The organism is Maribacter aquimarinus, from assembly GCF_047345505.1.
GTDB lineage: Bacteria > Bacteroidota > Bacteroidia > Flavobacteriales > Flavobacteriaceae > Maribacter.
In genome coordinates this window covers 106,509-122,419 of the sequence record NZ_JBLFEO010000007.1, presented here as the reverse complement: position 1 = coordinate 122,419, position 15,911 = coordinate 106,509, and the positions used below count along the sequence as shown (strand labels likewise).

12 protein-coding genes are annotated in these 15,911 nt (G+C 50.1%); all 12 read left to right on the top strand.

The features are described 5' to 3' along the window. Positions 1 to 13: 13 nt before the first annotated feature. The 12 genes from ACKWCC_RS07235 (at position 14) to ACKWCC_RS07180 (ending at position 15,869) form a co-directional block, all read left to right on the top strand. Entirely contained in the window at positions 14 to 724 is a 711-nt protein-coding gene (locus tag ACKWCC_RS07235; RefSeq protein ID WP_413995245.1) for a TolC family protein, read from the top strand. A gap of 10 nt (positions 725 to 734) precedes the next feature. After that, the gene (locus tag ACKWCC_RS07230; protein WP_413995244.1) at positions 735 to 3,113 is read left to right on the top strand and encodes an exopolysaccharide transport family protein; all 2,379 of its coding nucleotides are present in this window, start codon (positions 735 to 737) and stop codon (positions 3,111 to 3,113) included. A 17-nt stretch (positions 3,114 to 3,130) separates the two neighbouring features. Continuing rightward, positions 3,131 to 4,495, top strand: a complete 1,365-nt coding sequence (locus ACKWCC_RS07225; protein ID WP_413995243.1) for a lipopolysaccharide biosynthesis protein — start codon at positions 3,131 to 3,133, stop codon at positions 4,493 to 4,495. A 1-nt stretch (position 4,496) separates the two neighbouring features. After that, the gene (locus ACKWCC_RS07220; protein WP_413995242.1) at positions 4,497 to 5,981 is read left to right on the top strand and encodes an O-antigen ligase family protein; all 1,485 of its coding nucleotides are present in this window, start codon (positions 4,497 to 4,499) and stop codon (positions 5,979 to 5,981) included. Positions 5,982 to 5,987: 6 nt separating this feature from the next. Continuing rightward, a complete protein-coding gene (locus ACKWCC_RS07215; RefSeq protein ID WP_413995241.1) occupies positions 5,988 to 7,193 on the top strand; it encodes a glycosyltransferase in 1,206 nt (401 codons plus the stop codon). Beyond that, positions 7,190 to 8,101 (top strand): glycosyltransferase family 2 protein, encoded by a 912-nt coding sequence (locus tag ACKWCC_RS07210; protein ID WP_413995240.1) that lies wholly within the window; start codon positions 7,190 to 7,192, stop codon positions 8,099 to 8,101. Before ACKWCC_RS07215 ends, ACKWCC_RS07210 begins: the two co-directional genes overlap by 4 nt. After that, positions 8,098 to 9,279, top strand: a complete 1,182-nt coding sequence (locus ACKWCC_RS07205; RefSeq protein WP_413995239.1) for a glycosyltransferase family 2 protein — start codon at positions 8,098 to 8,100, stop codon at positions 9,277 to 9,279. Before ACKWCC_RS07210 ends, ACKWCC_RS07205 begins: the two co-directional genes overlap by 4 nt. Positions 9,280 to 9,281: 2 nt before the next feature. Then, positions 9,282 to 10,310, top strand: coding sequence for an acyltransferase family protein (locus ACKWCC_RS07200; RefSeq protein ID WP_413995238.1), 1,029 nt, complete (start codon positions 9,282 to 9,284; stop codon positions 10,308 to 10,310). A gap of 147 nt (positions 10,311 to 10,457) precedes the next feature. Continuing rightward, positions 10,458 to 11,516 (top strand): acyltransferase family protein, encoded by a 1,059-nt coding sequence (locus ACKWCC_RS07195; RefSeq protein WP_413995237.1) that lies wholly within the window; start codon positions 10,458 to 10,460, stop codon positions 11,514 to 11,516. A 715-nt stretch (positions 11,517 to 12,231) separates the two neighbouring features. Beyond that, positions 12,232 to 13,593 carry a UDP-glucose dehydrogenase family protein gene (locus tag ACKWCC_RS07190; RefSeq protein WP_413995236.1) on the top strand — a complete coding sequence of 454 codons (1,362 nt, stop codon included), beginning with the start codon at positions 12,232 to 12,234 and terminating at the stop codon, positions 13,591 to 13,593. Positions 13,594 to 13,624: 31 nt separating this feature from the next. Beyond that, on the top strand, positions 13,625 to 14,593 hold the full coding sequence (locus ACKWCC_RS07185) for a UDP-glucuronic acid decarboxylase family protein (protein WP_413995235.1): 969 nt from the start codon (positions 13,625 to 13,627) through the stop codon (positions 14,591 to 14,593). A gap of 109 nt (positions 14,594 to 14,702) precedes the next feature. Next, positions 14,703 to 15,869, top strand: a complete 1,167-nt coding sequence (locus tag ACKWCC_RS07180) for a glycosyltransferase family 4 protein (RefSeq protein WP_413995234.1) — start codon at positions 14,703 to 14,705, stop codon at positions 15,867 to 15,869. Positions 15,870 to 15,911: the final 42 nt, after the last annotated feature.

Sequence of the window (15,911 nt, the reverse complement as noted above, 5' to 3'; positions counted from 1 at the left end):
AACACCAGTATGGATGTTCCTACTGCTATCGATCAACGGACTACAAGGGCAGACAGCGCCTACGGCAGATATGGAGTTCCAGGCTGCCGAGTTCAATTTTCCGCCGCTTCAGGTGGTGATCGATTCCGTTTTGAAGCGGAGTGCCATGGTGGGCTTCCAGAGCAACAACGTCAAGGCCAAAGAGGCCGCACTGGCCTCGGAGAAATTACGCTGGTCCGACAATCTGGGCCTTCAGGTGGATTCCAGATATGGAAACCTCAACAATTTTTCCAGCAACGAGGATGGGGAGGCCCTTTCACAGGTATTGACCACAACCAAGCAGTTTAACTACAGTGTTGGGGTCTATGTGAAGTTCCCCTTGTTTGCCGGCATCAACAGAAGAAATCAAATTGAACAGGCCCAATACGAAATGGAAGCGGCCAAGAAAATGATCGAGTTTGAGCACGAGCAGATCAAACAGGCCGTCATAGCGCTGTACCAGGATTTGTTGTTGAAACAGCGGCTCCTGCACATAAAATCCAAAACCCTGGGAGATGGCACCGTGAACATGCAAATGGTGGAAAAGGAATTTAGAAACGGGATCGTGCCCATATCCGAATATGTGCGCATCAAAGGCATTACCGCATCCATGGAAGAGGAGTATGAAGTGGCCATGTCCCAGTTCATTACGGCAAAGCAACGCTTGGAAACATTGGCGGGCTTTGCTTTTGAGATAACCAACTAGAAGTGGCAACATGACGGTGATTGATTTTGTTAGGTTGATTTTAAAGCACTTGCGGCTCTTGCTGCTGGTGCCCATACTGCTTGCGGTGTTGGTCATGGTCCTTACCATGAACCCCACCTTTGAGTATTCCTCGCAAACCGTCCTGTACACCGGCCTGGCCTCCGGTTCTTCCATTGAAATGGACAAGACCTTCAACTACCAGGCCACCAACACGGCTTTTGATAATTTGATCAACATCATCAATTCCAGGGAAACCCAGGAAGAAGTGGCGGTAAGGCTCTTGGCCCTGCACCTCATGCTGCCGGAGGCAGACCCCAAGTACATTTCCGAGGCCTTCTACAACGAGCTTAGGCTCAAGGTTCCGGAGCGGGTGTACACCTATGTGGAAACCGGGGAAGTGGATCCGGCCACCTTGGACCGGGAAAGGATGATCAACAATCCGCTTCCACCACAGATCGATCGCCTTGCCTACGAGAAGACGGTACAGAACCTGCTGCAATTGATGCGCAGCAGCAGCGACAACTACATCTATGGCCTGCTCAGTTTTGATGATGACGCCCATTACTCCATAAAGGCCGTATCGGGCGTCAAGGCCCAGCGCATTGGCAACAGTGATTTGATCAAGCTCACCTATACGGCCAATGACCCTGGCATTTGCCAGCACACCCTTGCCATTTACAACGAGGTCTGTACCATTAACTACAAGGCCATCAAGGAGAACAGCTCCGATGCGGTGGTAAAGTATTTTGAGAATGAACTGGACAAGGCCAAGGAGGCCCTCAAGGAAGCGGAGAACAAGCTGTTGGAGTTCAACAAGAAATCCAACATCATAAATTATTATGAGCAGAGCAAGGCCGTGGCGGTGGTAAAGGAGGAGCTGGAGGTGGACTATAAAAAGAAGATCGCCGACCTGGCGGGCATCCAGGCGGGATCCAAAAGATTGGAAGAGAAATTGAAGATCCAGGAGATCATACAGGCCAAGAGCAATGATGTCCTTGAAAAGAAAAAGGAACTGGGAGACCTAAAGTTCCAAATGGGCATGGCCCGGGCCAAACTGCAATCCGGAGGTACGGAGGCAGATAGGCGGACACTTCAGGAGCTCAAAGCAAAAATTAAGCTATTGGACGCGGGCATAAAGACCAGCGTGGACGAGATGTACACCTACCAGAATTCCATTGATGGCCTTCCCATTTCCAAAGTGCTCCCGGACTGGATGGCCAGCTCGGTGGATACCGAAGATCTAAAAGCAAAGATCAAGGTCATTGAGGGCCAAAAAGAGCAGTTTCAGGAAACCTACGCCAATTATGCCCCTGCCGGCGCCAATATGAAGCGACTGGAACGCGAGATCTCGGTTGCGGAACAAGGGTATCTGGAAATTTTGCACGGGTTGAACCTGGCCAAGCTAAAATTGACGGACAGTGAGCTCTCTGCAAACCTAAAAACGGTGGATGCCCCTTTTTACCCGCTTAAGCCCAACCCTACCAAACGGGCCATCTTGATCATTGCCGCCGCCTTGGTGGGCGGCATATTGACCCTTGGGGTCATTTTTGTCATGGAGTACTTTGATGATACCCTCAAAAATTCCATCAAGGGGGCCAAGAAGACGGGATTGGAACCTTTGGGAATGATGCCAAAGATCGTGCAGAACACCGGGGGCACCAATTTGGCCTTTGTCAGGGAACGGTTATTGGGCATCATTGTCCAGAACGTATTGCAGCATGTTGGCAAATTGCACCAAGGAGAACGGACCAAGGTCATCACCGTGTTCAGTACCCAAAAATGGGAAGGCAAAACCGTCATGGCCGGCAATATGGCCAAGACCTTGAAGCAAGAGGGCAAAAAGGTACTGGTTCTGAATTACAGCGAAAAAAGACCCCCGCTGAAAGAAGTTGCCAGAACTTCTATCATAAACAAGATGTTAGGCTATCCGGACACGCGGATAGATTTTGGAAATCCTTTTTTGGATCCCGTGGACAACTACCTGGAGTCTTCAGAATATTTCACGTACAAGCTGGACAATACCTTTTACAACGCAAAGGGCTACAAGGACATTTTGGCCCAGGACAGCACATTTGCCAATGCCACCCCAGATGTTGTGATCATTGAATTACCGGCCATTATCCACAACAAATATCCTGCGGAATTAATGCTCAATGCAGATCTGAACGTCATGGTGTGCCGCTCCAATAGGGTTTGGACGGATGCCGATGAAATGGCCTTGAAGTACTTAAAGGAATCCTGTGCCTCAACATTGGGGATTATTGTAAACGGGGTTCAAATTAACGAGACCGAGGCCGTTTTGGGCGATCTGCCCAAGACCAGGAACAAGTTCAGAAGAAAGTTGAAGGCCATGTTCCGTTTCCAGTTCCTTTCCAAAAGCCAGATATAGAAAACCATCCCATGCATATGTTCAAAAAATTGGCACGCGAAGATAACTTCCTTTCCTTGATGGGCAATGTGGTCATTGCCGTTTTGGGACTCCTTGGCTTTGCGTTGCTGGCACGGAGCCTTTCCCTGGATGTCTTTGGGGAATGGGTGCTGTTCATTACCGGTGGTTCTTTTGTGGAAATGTTCCGTTTTGGCATTACCAATACCGGGCTCATACGTTTCCTGTCCGGTGCCGATCAGAGCTCAAGGACCAAGCTCATAGGCTCCAACGCCCTCATTGGACTGTGCGCCACGGTCCTGGTGGCCTTCATCATCGCTCTTTGCTATCAGGTGTTTCATGATGCCCTTGCAGGTTCTGCCTATAACTTGTTCTTTAAATGGTACCCCGTACTGGCCTTTGCCAACCTGCCTTGGAACAATGCGCTGGTGGTCTTGCAGGCCGATCGCAGGTACGATCGTATGCTGCTCATAAAATCCATAAACAGTGGCCTTTTTTTTCTGGTCATTCTGTTCCATTTCTTTTTTGTGGAAATGGCCCTGAACGAGCTGGTCATAACCCTGCTCGTCATTAACGGCATCACCTCCGGCCTCACCATTGTCCTGGGGTGGGATGGCACAAAGCTGATCACCAGGGCAGGTTCAGAGACCAACAAGACCTTGTTGAATTTTGGAAAATACACCACCATTACCTTGATAGGGACCAACTTCTTGGTCAGTGCAGATGCGGTGATCATCAGTTTAAGCCCCATGGGCAGTGCGGCCGTGGCTATGTACAGCATTCCCCTAAAGCTCACCGAATTGCTCCAGATCCCCCTACGGAGCTTTGTGGCCACCGCTTTTCCCAAAATGTCCAAAGCCAGTATTCAAGACAACCTAAAACAGGTTAGGTATTTGTTCTATACCTATTCCGGTGCGTTGACGTATTTGTTCGCGGCCATGAGCATTTTTGTATTTGTCTTTGCCGAGTATTTGGTGCTCATGCTCTCTGGGGAGCACTATCTACGGGCATCTCCGGAAATGGGATCCAATGTGGTGGCCATTGTCCGTGTCTTTGCCCTTTATGGGCTGCTCCTGCCCATTGACCGAATGACCGGGGTTGGTCTGGACAGTGTGAACAGGCCAAAGGTAAACGCCTTCAAGGTATTTGTGATGGTGGCGGCAAATGTTACGGGAGACCTCATCGCAGTCTTTGTGTTTGAATCCTTGCTTCTGGTGGCCGTGGCCTCCATTGCCTTTACCTTGATCGGCATTGGGGTGGGAATGTACTTTTTGAACAAGGAGTTAAACCTCACCTACGGGGCCATTTTTTCTTGTGGGGCGAATTTTTACAAAAACAATTTCAAGAAACTGGTGCATGGGCGCTATGCCCTGGCAAACAAGTAAAATGAATACGGGAACCAACCATATAAACCCCTTTGACAAGCTGTGCGGCTCTGCCGGCCTGGCAAGTGGCACCGCCATTCTAGGGGTGCTCTTGGCAACGGTGGCCCTGGCCTTTCTCTTGGTTAAGATGAAAGTGGCCGGGGCGGTGCTGTTGTTGGCCCTTTTCTTTGGTGGCATCTATGCATACGCCCTGTTCAAGCACCCAATTCTTGGGTTTTACTCTGCCATTGTCCTCAACTTTGTGATACTCGGTTCCACGCGCTATGTAAAATTTCCCTTTCCCGTTGGTTTTGTCATGGACGGCATCTTGGTGCTGAGCTTTTTGGCCTTGATTTTTTCCCGGTTCAGGGAGCGGGTGGACTGGTCGCCCGCCGGGAAGCCCGTTACTTTTTTGGCGGTGCTTTGGTTGGGCTATTTCATTTTTCAGCTCATGAACCCCGAGGCCCGCAGCACGGAGGCTTGGATCGCGGGCAGGAGCACGGGGTTTCACTTTCTCTTTGTGGTGGTCCTTACCCTGATGTTCATGGATAGCAACAAGAGGTTGGATACCTTTTTGTACATCTGGGGCGTGTTTTCCATTCTGGCGTCCTTCAAGGGTATGGGACAGTTGTTTTTTGGTGTGGACGCTGCCGAGCAGGCCTGGCTGGATGGCGGTGCCGCCCAGACCCATGTGCTCTTTGGGAAACTGCGCATCTTTGGCTTTTATACCGATGCCGGAAACTACGGTGCAAACCAAGGGTATTCTGCCGTCGTGGCCCTGATCTATGCCATGACCAAAAAGGGAAGGGCCAAAATATTCTTTATCACGGTTGGGGTTCTTGGGCTCTATGGCATGCTCATATCGGGCACCAGGGGAGCCATAGCCGTTCCTTTTATTGGTTTTATGACCTTTTTCGTTTTGAGAAAGAACATCAAGGTGCTCACCGCCGGTGTGCTGTTCGTGGCCCTGGTCTTTGTCTTCTTTAAGTTTACCACCATAGGCAACGGCAATGACCAGATACGAAGAATGAGAACCGGCTTCGATCCCAACAACCCTTCTTTGATGGTCCGGAAAAAAAACCAGGCCATTCTTAAGACCTATCTCGCTTCCCGGCCCTTTGGCGGCGGTGTGGGCCATGGTGGCGATAAGGCGCAGCGTTTTTTGCCCCATGCCTTTCTCTCCCATGTGGCCACGGACAGTTGGTACGTCATGATCTGGGTAGAGATGGGCATTGTGGGTCTGGTGCTGCACCTCATCATCCTATTCTACGTCATTGGAACGGCATCGTTTAAAGTGATGTTCCGGATCAGGGACCCCATAACAAAGCTGCGGATGAGCGCCTTGATAGCGGGCATGGCCGGCGTTATGGTGGCCTCCTACGGCAACGAGGTGTTGGGCCAAATGCCCAATTCCCTGCTCATTTACGCCACTATGGCCATCATCTCCGTTCCGGAGATCTTTGAAAGGCCAAAGGAAGATTATTTACCCAAACCAATTGAAAAATAAGTTACCATGATCAAAGGAAAAGATATTGTCATTGTGGGAATGCAGTCCTGGGACATATCCATAGGCAGCAACTGTAAAAACATTGCTGCGGTGCTTGCCCAGCACAACAGGGTCATCTACGTAAATGTGCCCTTGGATCGCAAGAAGTTCCTAAAAAGAAGGTTCACGGATCCCAATGACCTCAGGAGGTTGTCCGTACTAAAGGGAAGAAGCAGTGGCCTGGTGGATCTGGGCAATGCGTTCTGGTCTTTTTATCCCAAGATGGTCTTTGAATCGGCCAACTGGATCAAGAACAAAAAAGTGTACGATTATTTCAATAGGCTCAACACAAAGAGACTGGCATCCGAAATACGGAGAATTGCCCAGGAGCTCGGGTTCAGTGATTATATCCTGTTCAATGACAGTTCCATGTTCAGGGGGGTCTATTTAAAGGAACTGCTGGAGCCGGCACTGAACATTTACTACATCAGGGACAATTTGATCACCCAAGACTATTTTAAGAGGCATGGGGTGCGATTGGAGCCGGAAACGATGAGGTCTGCCGATCTTGTGGTCTCCAACTCCCCTTATCTAAGGGACTATGCCAAGCCCTACAACAGGCACGCCTACTATGTGGGCCAGGGCTGTGATCTGGAGCTTTTTTCGCAAAACGGTGTCCAGGAACCCCAGGACCTGGCAACCATCCATGGCGTAAAGATCGGCTATATCGGTTTTTTAACCGAGATGCGCTTGGACATTGAGCTGTTGGTGGAGCTTGCAAAGGCCAGGGCAGATTGGCAGTTGGTCTTGGTTGGCCCGGAAGATGGTGCCTTTAAAAGGAGCGCACTGCACCACTTGCCCAACGTTCATTTTTTGGGAAGCAAGAATGTGGACGAGCTCCCGGCCTACATCAAGTATTTTGATGTCTGCATGAACCCCCAATTGGTCAATGACCTCACCATAGGAAACTATCCCAGGAAAATAGATGAGTACCTGGCCATGGGCAAGCCCACTGTGGCCACCCAGACCCCCACCATGGAAATTTTCAAGGACCACGTGTATTTGGGGGAAACGGCCACCGATTACATCCAACTCATTGAGAGGGCATTGGAAGAGAACAGTGAGGATAGGGAACAGCGGCGCATGGCATTTGCCCAAGGCCATACTTGGGAGAACAACGTATTGGAAATTGGCCGTGCCATTGAACGGGCAAAACAAGAGAAAGCATCATGAAGAAAAGACCCGCCCAACCCTTGGTGTCCATCGTTAGCGTTAACTACGATCAGCCCCAGGTTACCTGTGAAATGTTGGCATCGCTACGGCAGGTGACCTACCCCAATTTTGAAACCTTGATCGTGGACAACGGCTCCCCTACCACGGACCCGCAGATGATCAAGGAAGGGTATCCGGAGATCCAGCTCATCATCAGCAAGGAAAACCTGGGATTTGCCGGGGGCAACAACCTGGCCTTGAGACAGGCCAAAGGGGAGTATGTGCTGCTGCTGAACAATGATACCGAGGTGGCCCCGGATTTTCTGGACAGTTTGGTGTCCCTGATGGAATCCGATGAAAAGATTGGCATTGCCAGCTCCAAAATACGCTATTTCCACGAGGACAATGTGATCCAGTATGCGGGAATCCCCGCCCTGAACCCGATCACCTCCAGGGGAGGAAGTGACGGGGACAAGGAAGTGGATCACGGACAGCATGACAAGGTCAAGCAGACCCACTATGCCCACGGGGCCTGCATGATGATCAGGGCCAGTGTGCTCAGGGAATTGGGGCTGTTGTACGAAGGTTATTTTCTGTACTACGAAGAGTACGACTTTGCGGAGCGGGTAAGGCAGGCCGGCTATAGCATTTACTACCAGCCCAACTCCACCATCTGGCATAAGGAGTCCATCTCCACCGGAAAGAACAGTCCGCTTAAAACCTATTACCTGAACCGCAACAGGGTGCTTTTTTTAAGGCGCAACAGCAGCGGTTCCCGGTTTTTGTTGGCCATGCTTTACTTTCATATCATTTCACTGCCCAAGAACACCCTCAAGTATCTCTTCAGCAAAGCACATCTTTCCGCATTGTACAGAGGGGTGGTTTGGAATATCAGCAACCGTAACATTAACATCAATCCACAATTATGATCGTTCTGGATATCGTACATTTTCTCCTCATTGCTTATTTGGGGGCATCCGTTTTCTTTCTCATCTTCTTTGCCCTTATGGGCCATGTGCCCTTCACCCCAAAAAAACCTTTAACCCATAAACAGAACCGGTTTGTGGTGTTCATTCCCGGCTACAAGGAAGATGCCGTGATCTATGGCGTGGCCAAGGAGGTATTGAAACAAGACTACCTCAAGGAACTGTACAACGTCATTGTCATTGCAGATTCCTTTGAGCAAAAAACCTTGGACAAGCTGCGCACACTTCCCATAACGGTAAATGAGGTCTCCTTTGAAAAGAGCACCAAGGCCAAGGCACTGAACCGTACCATGGCCGAGCTCCCCGATGATCTTTATGATGTGGCCTTGATCATGGATGCGGACAATGTGCTGGCGCCCGATTTCATCTCCAAAATGAACGACTCCATCAATGCGGGCTACCAGGTGGTCCAGGGCCATAGGGCCGCCAAGAACAGCCAGGGCTTTGCGTTTTTGGATGCCGTGAGCGAGGAGATAAACAACAACATCTACAGTAAGGGGCACCGCGCCATTGGCATGTCTTCCCGGCTGGCCGGTTCCGGGATGGCCTTCTCCTACCCCCTGTACAAGGATACGATGAAGAAGATAGATTCCGTGGCCGAGGACAAGGAGGTGGAGCTGCGCTTGCTTAAAAGGGGCCATACGTTTGAGTATAGGCACGATGCCATCTGTTACGATGAAAAGGTGAGCCGGGCACAGGTGTTCAACAACCAACGGAGCAGGTGGATATCCGCACAGTTCCACTATTTCAAGAAGGATTTCTTCACGGCCTTATGGCATTTGCTCACCAAGGGCAACGTCAATTATTTTGACAAGGCCTTCCAGATGATCTTGCCCCCAAGGTTGCTCTTGCCGGGCTTTCTGTTCGGGGCGGCGGTCATTGCTTATTTTTTGAGCCCCCATTTCTATTTTTATGTGTGGGCAGGCCTCTTTGTGGCCAATATCCTCTCCTTTGCCATCTCCATACCGCGGAAGTTTTATACCAAGCAGATGCTCACGTCCTTCTTACAGTTGCCAAAAGCCTTTGTAGGAATATTTTTTGCCCTGTTTAAAATGAGGGGCGCCACCAAAAGGTTCATACATACACCGCACACCACGGATGTGTCCGAAAACATCAATTGATCATGAAGACGGTTGTGCAAAACAAGGACGGTAACACGGGCAGGAGAAACGGTTTGGACCTGTTTAGGCTCATTGGGGCATTTTTTATCATGTGCATCCATACGGATTTTGGGAACATGAACGGGGAATACGTGGCCAACATACGGTTGCTGGCGCGCTGGGCCGTGCCCTTTTATTTTATGGCCACAGGTTTTTTTCTGGGGGCTAAGATCGTTGGCAATACGCTCCATTTTGGTCGCATCCAAAAGAACATGAGCACCTTGATCACCATCCTCATCGTATCCAGTACCGTTTACCTTCCCATAGATGTTCTGCACGGAAACAATGTGAACAGCATTGCCACCATTCTTACCGGAAGCTATTTTCACCTCTGGTTCATTGGTGCTTTGTTAACCGGGTATATGGTTGTTTGGTACCTCTTTTATGTCGGTAAGGCAGGCATCTTGCCCTACCTCTCCGCAGCCATCGTGATTTTTGCCCTGTTGACCGATTCTTACGATCAATTGTGGGGTCTTGCCTTGGATTTTTCGCTGTTCAGTATGCTGTTGGCCATTCCCTTTATGTACATCGGCATCCTTGTCTCCAAAAAGGACCTCAATGGTTTTGGAACACCGGTGTTGATCGGGTCTATTCTGCTGGGCTTCGGGCTTCAGTTTGTGGAGGCAAGGTTTTTTGAAACACGGTTTGGGTACGATCCGTACACCCACCAATTCTTGATCGGTACCTTGTTGGCCGCCATTCCCTTGTTCGTGTGGAGTGCCAAAATGGACCTCGGCGAAAATGTATTCTCCACCTGGGGGCAAAAGCATTCCCTGTTCATTTACCTGTACCATCCCATTGTCTATGAGGTGATGCGGGTTACCGTGGGCACTGCCTTCCCGGATCATTTTGGGGAGATCAACCGGTTTGCGCCTGTCATTGGACTCGCTTTGACCCTGTCGTTCTCCATTGTTCTGGAAAAATGGTTTCCCTCCATTTTCAATGTGCTGAACGGAAAAATTGCAGTGCGGAAACAACCGGAACACGCATAGCGGATTTTCCCGAACGGCAGGTTCTGGTCATGTAAGGGCCGTACCAGATAAAGGGGTATGCCAAACATAGGGCGCAACAATAACAGTAAGGGGTCCCGTAAAGGTGCAGCGTTGGCACAGGGCCCATAAAAATTAAGCACGAATAGCATGAAGGTTAAATCGAACAAAAATCCATACGTTGAAACCCTGCGGGGGGTGGCCATTGTCCTGGTGGTGATGGGGCACGTCATTGGTTCTGCCTCCGATGGCGGAATGAAAGTAGCGGACGATTCTTTTCTTAGATACCTATACTACACTTTTGAGTATTTGAGGATGCCCTTGTTCACGGTGATCTCCGGCTGGGTGTATGCCCTTAGGCCCGCGGCCGTGGACAACCTGGTGCAATTTATGGTAAAGAAGGCCCGGAGGATCTTGGTCCCGATGATTTTTGTGGGCGGGTTGTACTACATTGTCCAGAGCTTGGTTCCCGGCACCAATTATTCCAACAGTTTGGAAGATATTTGGCGCATCACGATCTTTCCCTATACCTTTTATTGGTACCTGCACTCCCTGTTTCTTGTCTTTTTGGTGGTGGCACTGATGGATAGTTGCAAAATAATGGATTCCTTCCGGGGCCTGCTCTTGGTTGCCTTGGTTTCCATCCTGTTTTTGGTGTACAGGGACACCTTGATCATGGAAGCCTTTCCAAATTACTTTGGGTTCAAGGGCGCCATCTATTTGTTGCCGTTCTTTGTTATTGGTGTGGGCATTCAAAGATTTAAATCCGTTTTTAAGAACAAGACCTTGGGTGGCCTCATGGCCCTTGTTTTATTGGGGTCCCTGGTAGTGCAACAATTGGCCTGGTTTGGTCTGGTGCCTTATCGGTTTTCGGAAACCACAGGTTTGGGGCTGGTCATTGGTCTCTTGGGCACTGTGGTGCTCTTCAGGTCCAAGTTCAAGGTTCCGTCCATGGTCTGGATCGGCAATTATGCCTACACCATATTTTTGTTTCATTCCTTTGGCACCTCTGGCGGTAGGATCATACTGCAAAAATTGGGGGTAAACCATGCCCCGGTTATTTTCTTCTTTTCCTTGATGCTGGGACTGCTTCTGCCCGTTGTGGTAGAAAAGGTGTTCAACCGGTTCAACATCACTAGGCTGTTGTTTTTGGGAAGGCCCCTGCGCAGGCAAGAGGTAAACCTAAAATTGGACAAGCAATTTTCATGAAAGGCATGTCCTTTACCGGGATCGGGGTGCTCTTGCACTTATTGGGGCCTTGCCCGGAAAGAATGCCACTTAACCTTTTATGGCTGCCGTTCGTCGCCAGTAGGGGGCTGCCCGCCGCCTTTGATCGGGGATTGGGGATTGCCTTTGTAACTTGCCCCCTTTTTGGCGGGGGTACCATGCCGTTGCCCATTTAACCCAGATTATGCACTAGACTTTCGTGGATGAGGGTGTAAAGCCCAATAAAATCAAGACTTTTGCGATTGAGGTGCCCGCCCGAACGTATCGTTCGGTACGGGCGGGTAGCCATTGCTACGGTGAGTGAGCAAAAGTCAGTGCAACGATAGATTTTGCAGGGATTTGCAGCCGTAATACCTGCCCGTTCCTTTCAGGCGGGGAATTTCTATTGCTTAATCTGGGTTTAGTATCTAACAATGGAAAGGAAGGGCACGGGGCCTTCGTTGCATACGGGCTGTTCCTGGCATGGATGCACTTCCAAGGAAGGGTTCGTTAAAAAAATCGGCATTCGGGTAAAGCACGGATCGGGAACCTTGGAGGGCCTTGGCATCCAGGGACGTGCCAAACCGCCTTTGTTGGGCGCAATGGCCTCTTCACCACGTAAAAACTTTGTTTCACAACATAAATTTAAATGGGCCATAAAGTAAGAATATATTTACAAAAAAGTAAGAATAAGATTTAATCAATAAAACCATCAACTATGAAGATAACCGTGGTAGGAACGGGTTATGTGGGCCTGGTCTCCGGAGTTTGCTTTGCCGAAACCGGAATTGAGGTCACCTGTGTGGACATTGACAAGAAGAAAGTGGATATGCTCCTCAAAGGTGAGGTGCCCATTTACGAGCCCGGTCTGGATGCCCTTTTGGAGCGGAACTTGGAAAAGGGGAGAATTGCCTTCACTACCAGCCTGGCCAAGGGCATAAAGGGCAGTGAGGCTGTTTTCATTGCTGTGGGCACCCCACCCGACGAGGATGGCAGTGCCGATCTAAAGTATGTTCTTGGCGTTGCCCGCGAAATTGGCCGGCACATGGAAGATTACAAAGTGATCATCACAAAAAGTACCGTTCCCGTTGGAACTTCTTTTAAGGTAAAAGCGGCCGTAGCGGAAGCGCTTGCCAAACGCGGAGCGGAACTTCCTTTTGATGTGGCCTCCAACCCAGAGTTTCTCAAGGAGGGAAGTGCCATAGACGATTTCTTGAAACCGGATCGCATTGTTGTGGGCGTTGAATCCCAAAGGGCCGAAAAAACCTTAAAGCGGTTGTACAAGCCCTTTCTAATGAACGGGCACCCCTTATTGTTCATGGATATTTTCTCTTCGGAGATGACCAAGTACGCCGCCAATTCCATGCTGGCCACCAAGATCAGTTTCATGAACGACATTGCCAACCTTTGCGAATTGGTGGGGGCCAATGTGGACCTGGTGCGCAAGGGAATTGGATCCGATGCGCGCATTGGGAACAAATTCATTTACCCGGGAACGGGTTATGGCGGTAGTTGTTTCCCAAAAGATGTGCAGGCATTGGTGCGCACGGCAGATGAACATGGCCATTCCTTGGAGGTGCTCAAAGCCGTGGAAAGTGTGAACTATCGCCAGAAATCAATATTGGTCCATAAGATAAAAGGGCATTTTGGAGAAAACCTAAAAGGAAAACAATTTGGTGTTTGGGGGTTGGCCTTTAAGCCCAAAACGGACGACATGCGCGAGGCGCCGTCCTTGGTGATCATAGAACAACTATTGGCCATGGGTGCGCAGGTCCGTGTCTATGATCCGGTAGCCATGGAAGAGGCCAAACATACTTTAAAGGATACCGTGGTCTATGCCAAGGATGAGTACGATGCCTGTATAGAGGTAGATGCCCTGCTGGTGGTCACGGAATGGTCTGAGTTCCGGATGCCAAACTTCAGGATTTTGGAGAAGCTCATGAACAACAAGCTCATTTTTGATGGCCGTAACGTGTACGATCCCGAGGAAATGAAGGATTTGGAATATACCTATTACAGCATTGGGCGGGAAACCGTGAACGGTGCAAAATCAGTAAAAAAACAAAGCATCGTGGCCTAAACACCCTGCTCAACAATTAAAAGATACATAGATGAAACGAATATTGGTCACCGGCGGCGCCGGATTTGTGGGATCGCACCTCTGCGAACGGTTATTGAATGAGGGCAATGAAGTGATTTGCCTGGACAACTATTTTACCGGCAGAAAAAGCAAGGTGGCCCACTTAATGGGTAATCCTTATTTTGAACTGGTGCGCCATGACGTTACCATGCCTTATTTTATTGAGGTCGATGAGATCTATAATCTGGCCTGCCCCGCTTCCCCGGTGCACTACCAGCACAACCCAATAAAGACCATTAAAACGTCCGTAATGGGGGCGATCAACATGTTGGGCCTGGCGAAACGGATAGATGCCAAGATTTTACAGGCATCCACGAGTGAAGTTTATGGCGATCCGGAAATGCATCCGCAACCGGAACACTATTGGGGGCATGTAAACCCCATTGGTATCCGTTCCTGTTATGATGAAGGGAAGCGCTGTGCGGAATCCCTGTTCGTAAACTACCATGAATCCAACAAGGTGCGGGCCAAGATCATCAGGATCTTTAATACCTACGGCCCCAAAATGGAGCCGGATGATGGCCGTGTGGTCTCGAACTTCATCAACCAGGCCCTACAGGGACAGGACATTACCATTTTCGGGGACGGGACCCAGACCAGAAGTTTCCAGTATGTGAGCGATTTGGTGGAGGGCATGATCAGGATGATGGCCACGGAAGACGATTTCATTGGCCCGGTGAACATTGGCAATCCGGTAGAGTTTACCATGTTGGAATTGGCACAGAATGTGATCGAGCTCACGGGGAGTTCCTCTAAGATCATACACATGCCCTTACCCTCCGATGACCCTACCCAACGGCAACCGGACATTCGTTTGGCCAAGGAAAAACTGAACGGCTGGGCCCCCAAAATACCCCTTGGGGAAGGATTGGTGCACACCATCGCCTATTTTGATGAGCTGATGAAGACCGAGTCCATTAACAACTTAATGAAGGTTTGAGCCTGTCTGCCGCAGAACCGCCTTGGGTCGTTGTTGTGGCCCGCGATCGGCGGCTCGCGCACCAAGGCGGCCGTGTCTTGCCCATAACCCCAGCTAGATATCCAAACAGATGAGAATAGGAATTGAAGGACAGCGGTTGTACCGCAAAAAAAAGCACGGCATGGACATGGTGGCCTTGGAGTTGATCAAGAACCTGCAGCAGATAGACACCGTGAACGAGTATGTGGTCTTTGTGAGACCGGATGAGGACAATACCTGTATTCCGCCCGCGGCCAATTTCAAGATAGTGGAGCTGCGCTCTTGGCTGGGTTACCCGGGCTGGGAGCAGTTGGCCTTGCCCAGGGCAGCGAGAAAGGAAGGCTGTGATGTTTTGCACTGCACCAGCAATACGGGGCCCTTGTTCTCCAAGGTGCCGCTGATCACCACCTTGCATGACATCATTTACCTGGAAAGCATCAGTCTTTTTAAGAAAGAGGGCACGTGGTACCAAAAGTTGGGGAACATGTACCGCAGGTGGTTTGTGCCCACTGTGATCAAAAAAAGCAAAAAGGTGATCACCGTCTCCCATTATGAAAAGAACCGCATAAGTTCCCATTTTGGGTTTTCGGACGCCCGCCTAAGGGCGATCTACAACGGGGTGGGGGCACATTTTAAAAAAGTGACCCACCGGGAGACCTTGGCCCAAGTGGCCACGAAATTTAACCTCCCCGATCGCTTCTTTTTCTTTTTGGGAAACACGGACCCCAAGAAGAACACCTTGGGAGTGCTACGGGCCTTTGCGGACTTTAACGCGCAGAGCACCACAGCGTACACCTTGGTGATGCTGGATTTCAATGAGGCCGAATTAATGCGAATGTTAACGGCCCTGGGCCATCCCGAACTGCGCGGGCACATACAGCTTCTGGGCTATGTGCCCAACGCAGAACTGCCTTCCATCATAAGTCAGTGCACCATTTTCCTGTATCCGTCCCTACGGGAAAGTTTTGGGATTCCCATTCTCGAGGGAATGGCCTGTGGGGTGCCGGTAATCACCTCCAACACCTCTTCCATGCCAGAGGTGGCCGGTGAAGATGCCGCCCTGATCATTGATCCCTTTGATCCTGCCCAGATAACCGCCGCCATGCACACTTTGGTGAACGATCGGGACTTGGCCAGACTGCTTTCTGAACGGGGCATTTTAAGGGCCAAGGAGTTTTCATGGGTGGCCATGTCCCAGAATGTGCTGGAGCTTTACCAAGAGGTGTACCGGGAACTGGGCACGGGTGTGGCAACCTAAAATTTCAGGAAAAAGCTCGGGGTGCGCCATGTTGGGTAAGAG

Bases quoted from the DNA above. Each gene is read 5' to 3' on its own strand.
- ACKWCC_RS07235 (WP_413995245.1), top strand. From the start codon at position 14: ATGTTCCTACTGCTATCGATCAACGGACTACAAGGGCAGACAGCGCCT.
- ACKWCC_RS07230 (WP_413995244.1), top strand. From the start codon at position 735: ATGACGGTGATTGATTTTGTTAGGTTGATTTTAAAGCACTTGCGGCTC.
- ACKWCC_RS07225 (WP_413995243.1), top strand. From the start codon at position 3,131: ATGTTCAAAAAATTGGCACGCGAAGATAACTTCCTTTCCTTGATGGGC.
- ACKWCC_RS07220 (WP_413995242.1), top strand. From the start codon at position 4,497: ATGAATACGGGAACCAACCATATAAACCCCTTTGACAAGCTGTGCGGC.
- ACKWCC_RS07215 (WP_413995241.1), top strand. From the start codon at position 5,988: ATGATCAAAGGAAAAGATATTGTCATTGTGGGAATGCAGTCCTGGGAC.
- ACKWCC_RS07210 (WP_413995240.1), top strand. From the start codon at position 7,190: ATGAAGAAAAGACCCGCCCAACCCTTGGTGTCCATCGTTAGCGTTAAC.
- ACKWCC_RS07205 (WP_413995239.1), top strand. From the start codon at position 8,098: ATGATCGTTCTGGATATCGTACATTTTCTCCTCATTGCTTATTTGGGG.
- ACKWCC_RS07200 (WP_413995238.1), top strand. From the start codon at position 9,282: ATGAAGACGGTTGTGCAAAACAAGGACGGTAACACGGGCAGGAGAAAC.
- ACKWCC_RS07195 (WP_413995237.1), top strand. From the start codon at position 10,458: ATGAAGGTTAAATCGAACAAAAATCCATACGTTGAAACCCTGCGGGGG.
- ACKWCC_RS07190 (WP_413995236.1), top strand. From the start codon at position 12,232: ATGAAGATAACCGTGGTAGGAACGGGTTATGTGGGCCTGGTCTCCGGA.
- ACKWCC_RS07185 (WP_413995235.1), top strand. From the start codon at position 13,625: ATGAAACGAATATTGGTCACCGGCGGCGCCGGATTTGTGGGATCGCAC.
- ACKWCC_RS07180 (WP_413995234.1), top strand. From the start codon at position 14,703: ATGAGAATAGGAATTGAAGGACAGCGGTTGTACCGCAAAAAAAAGCAC.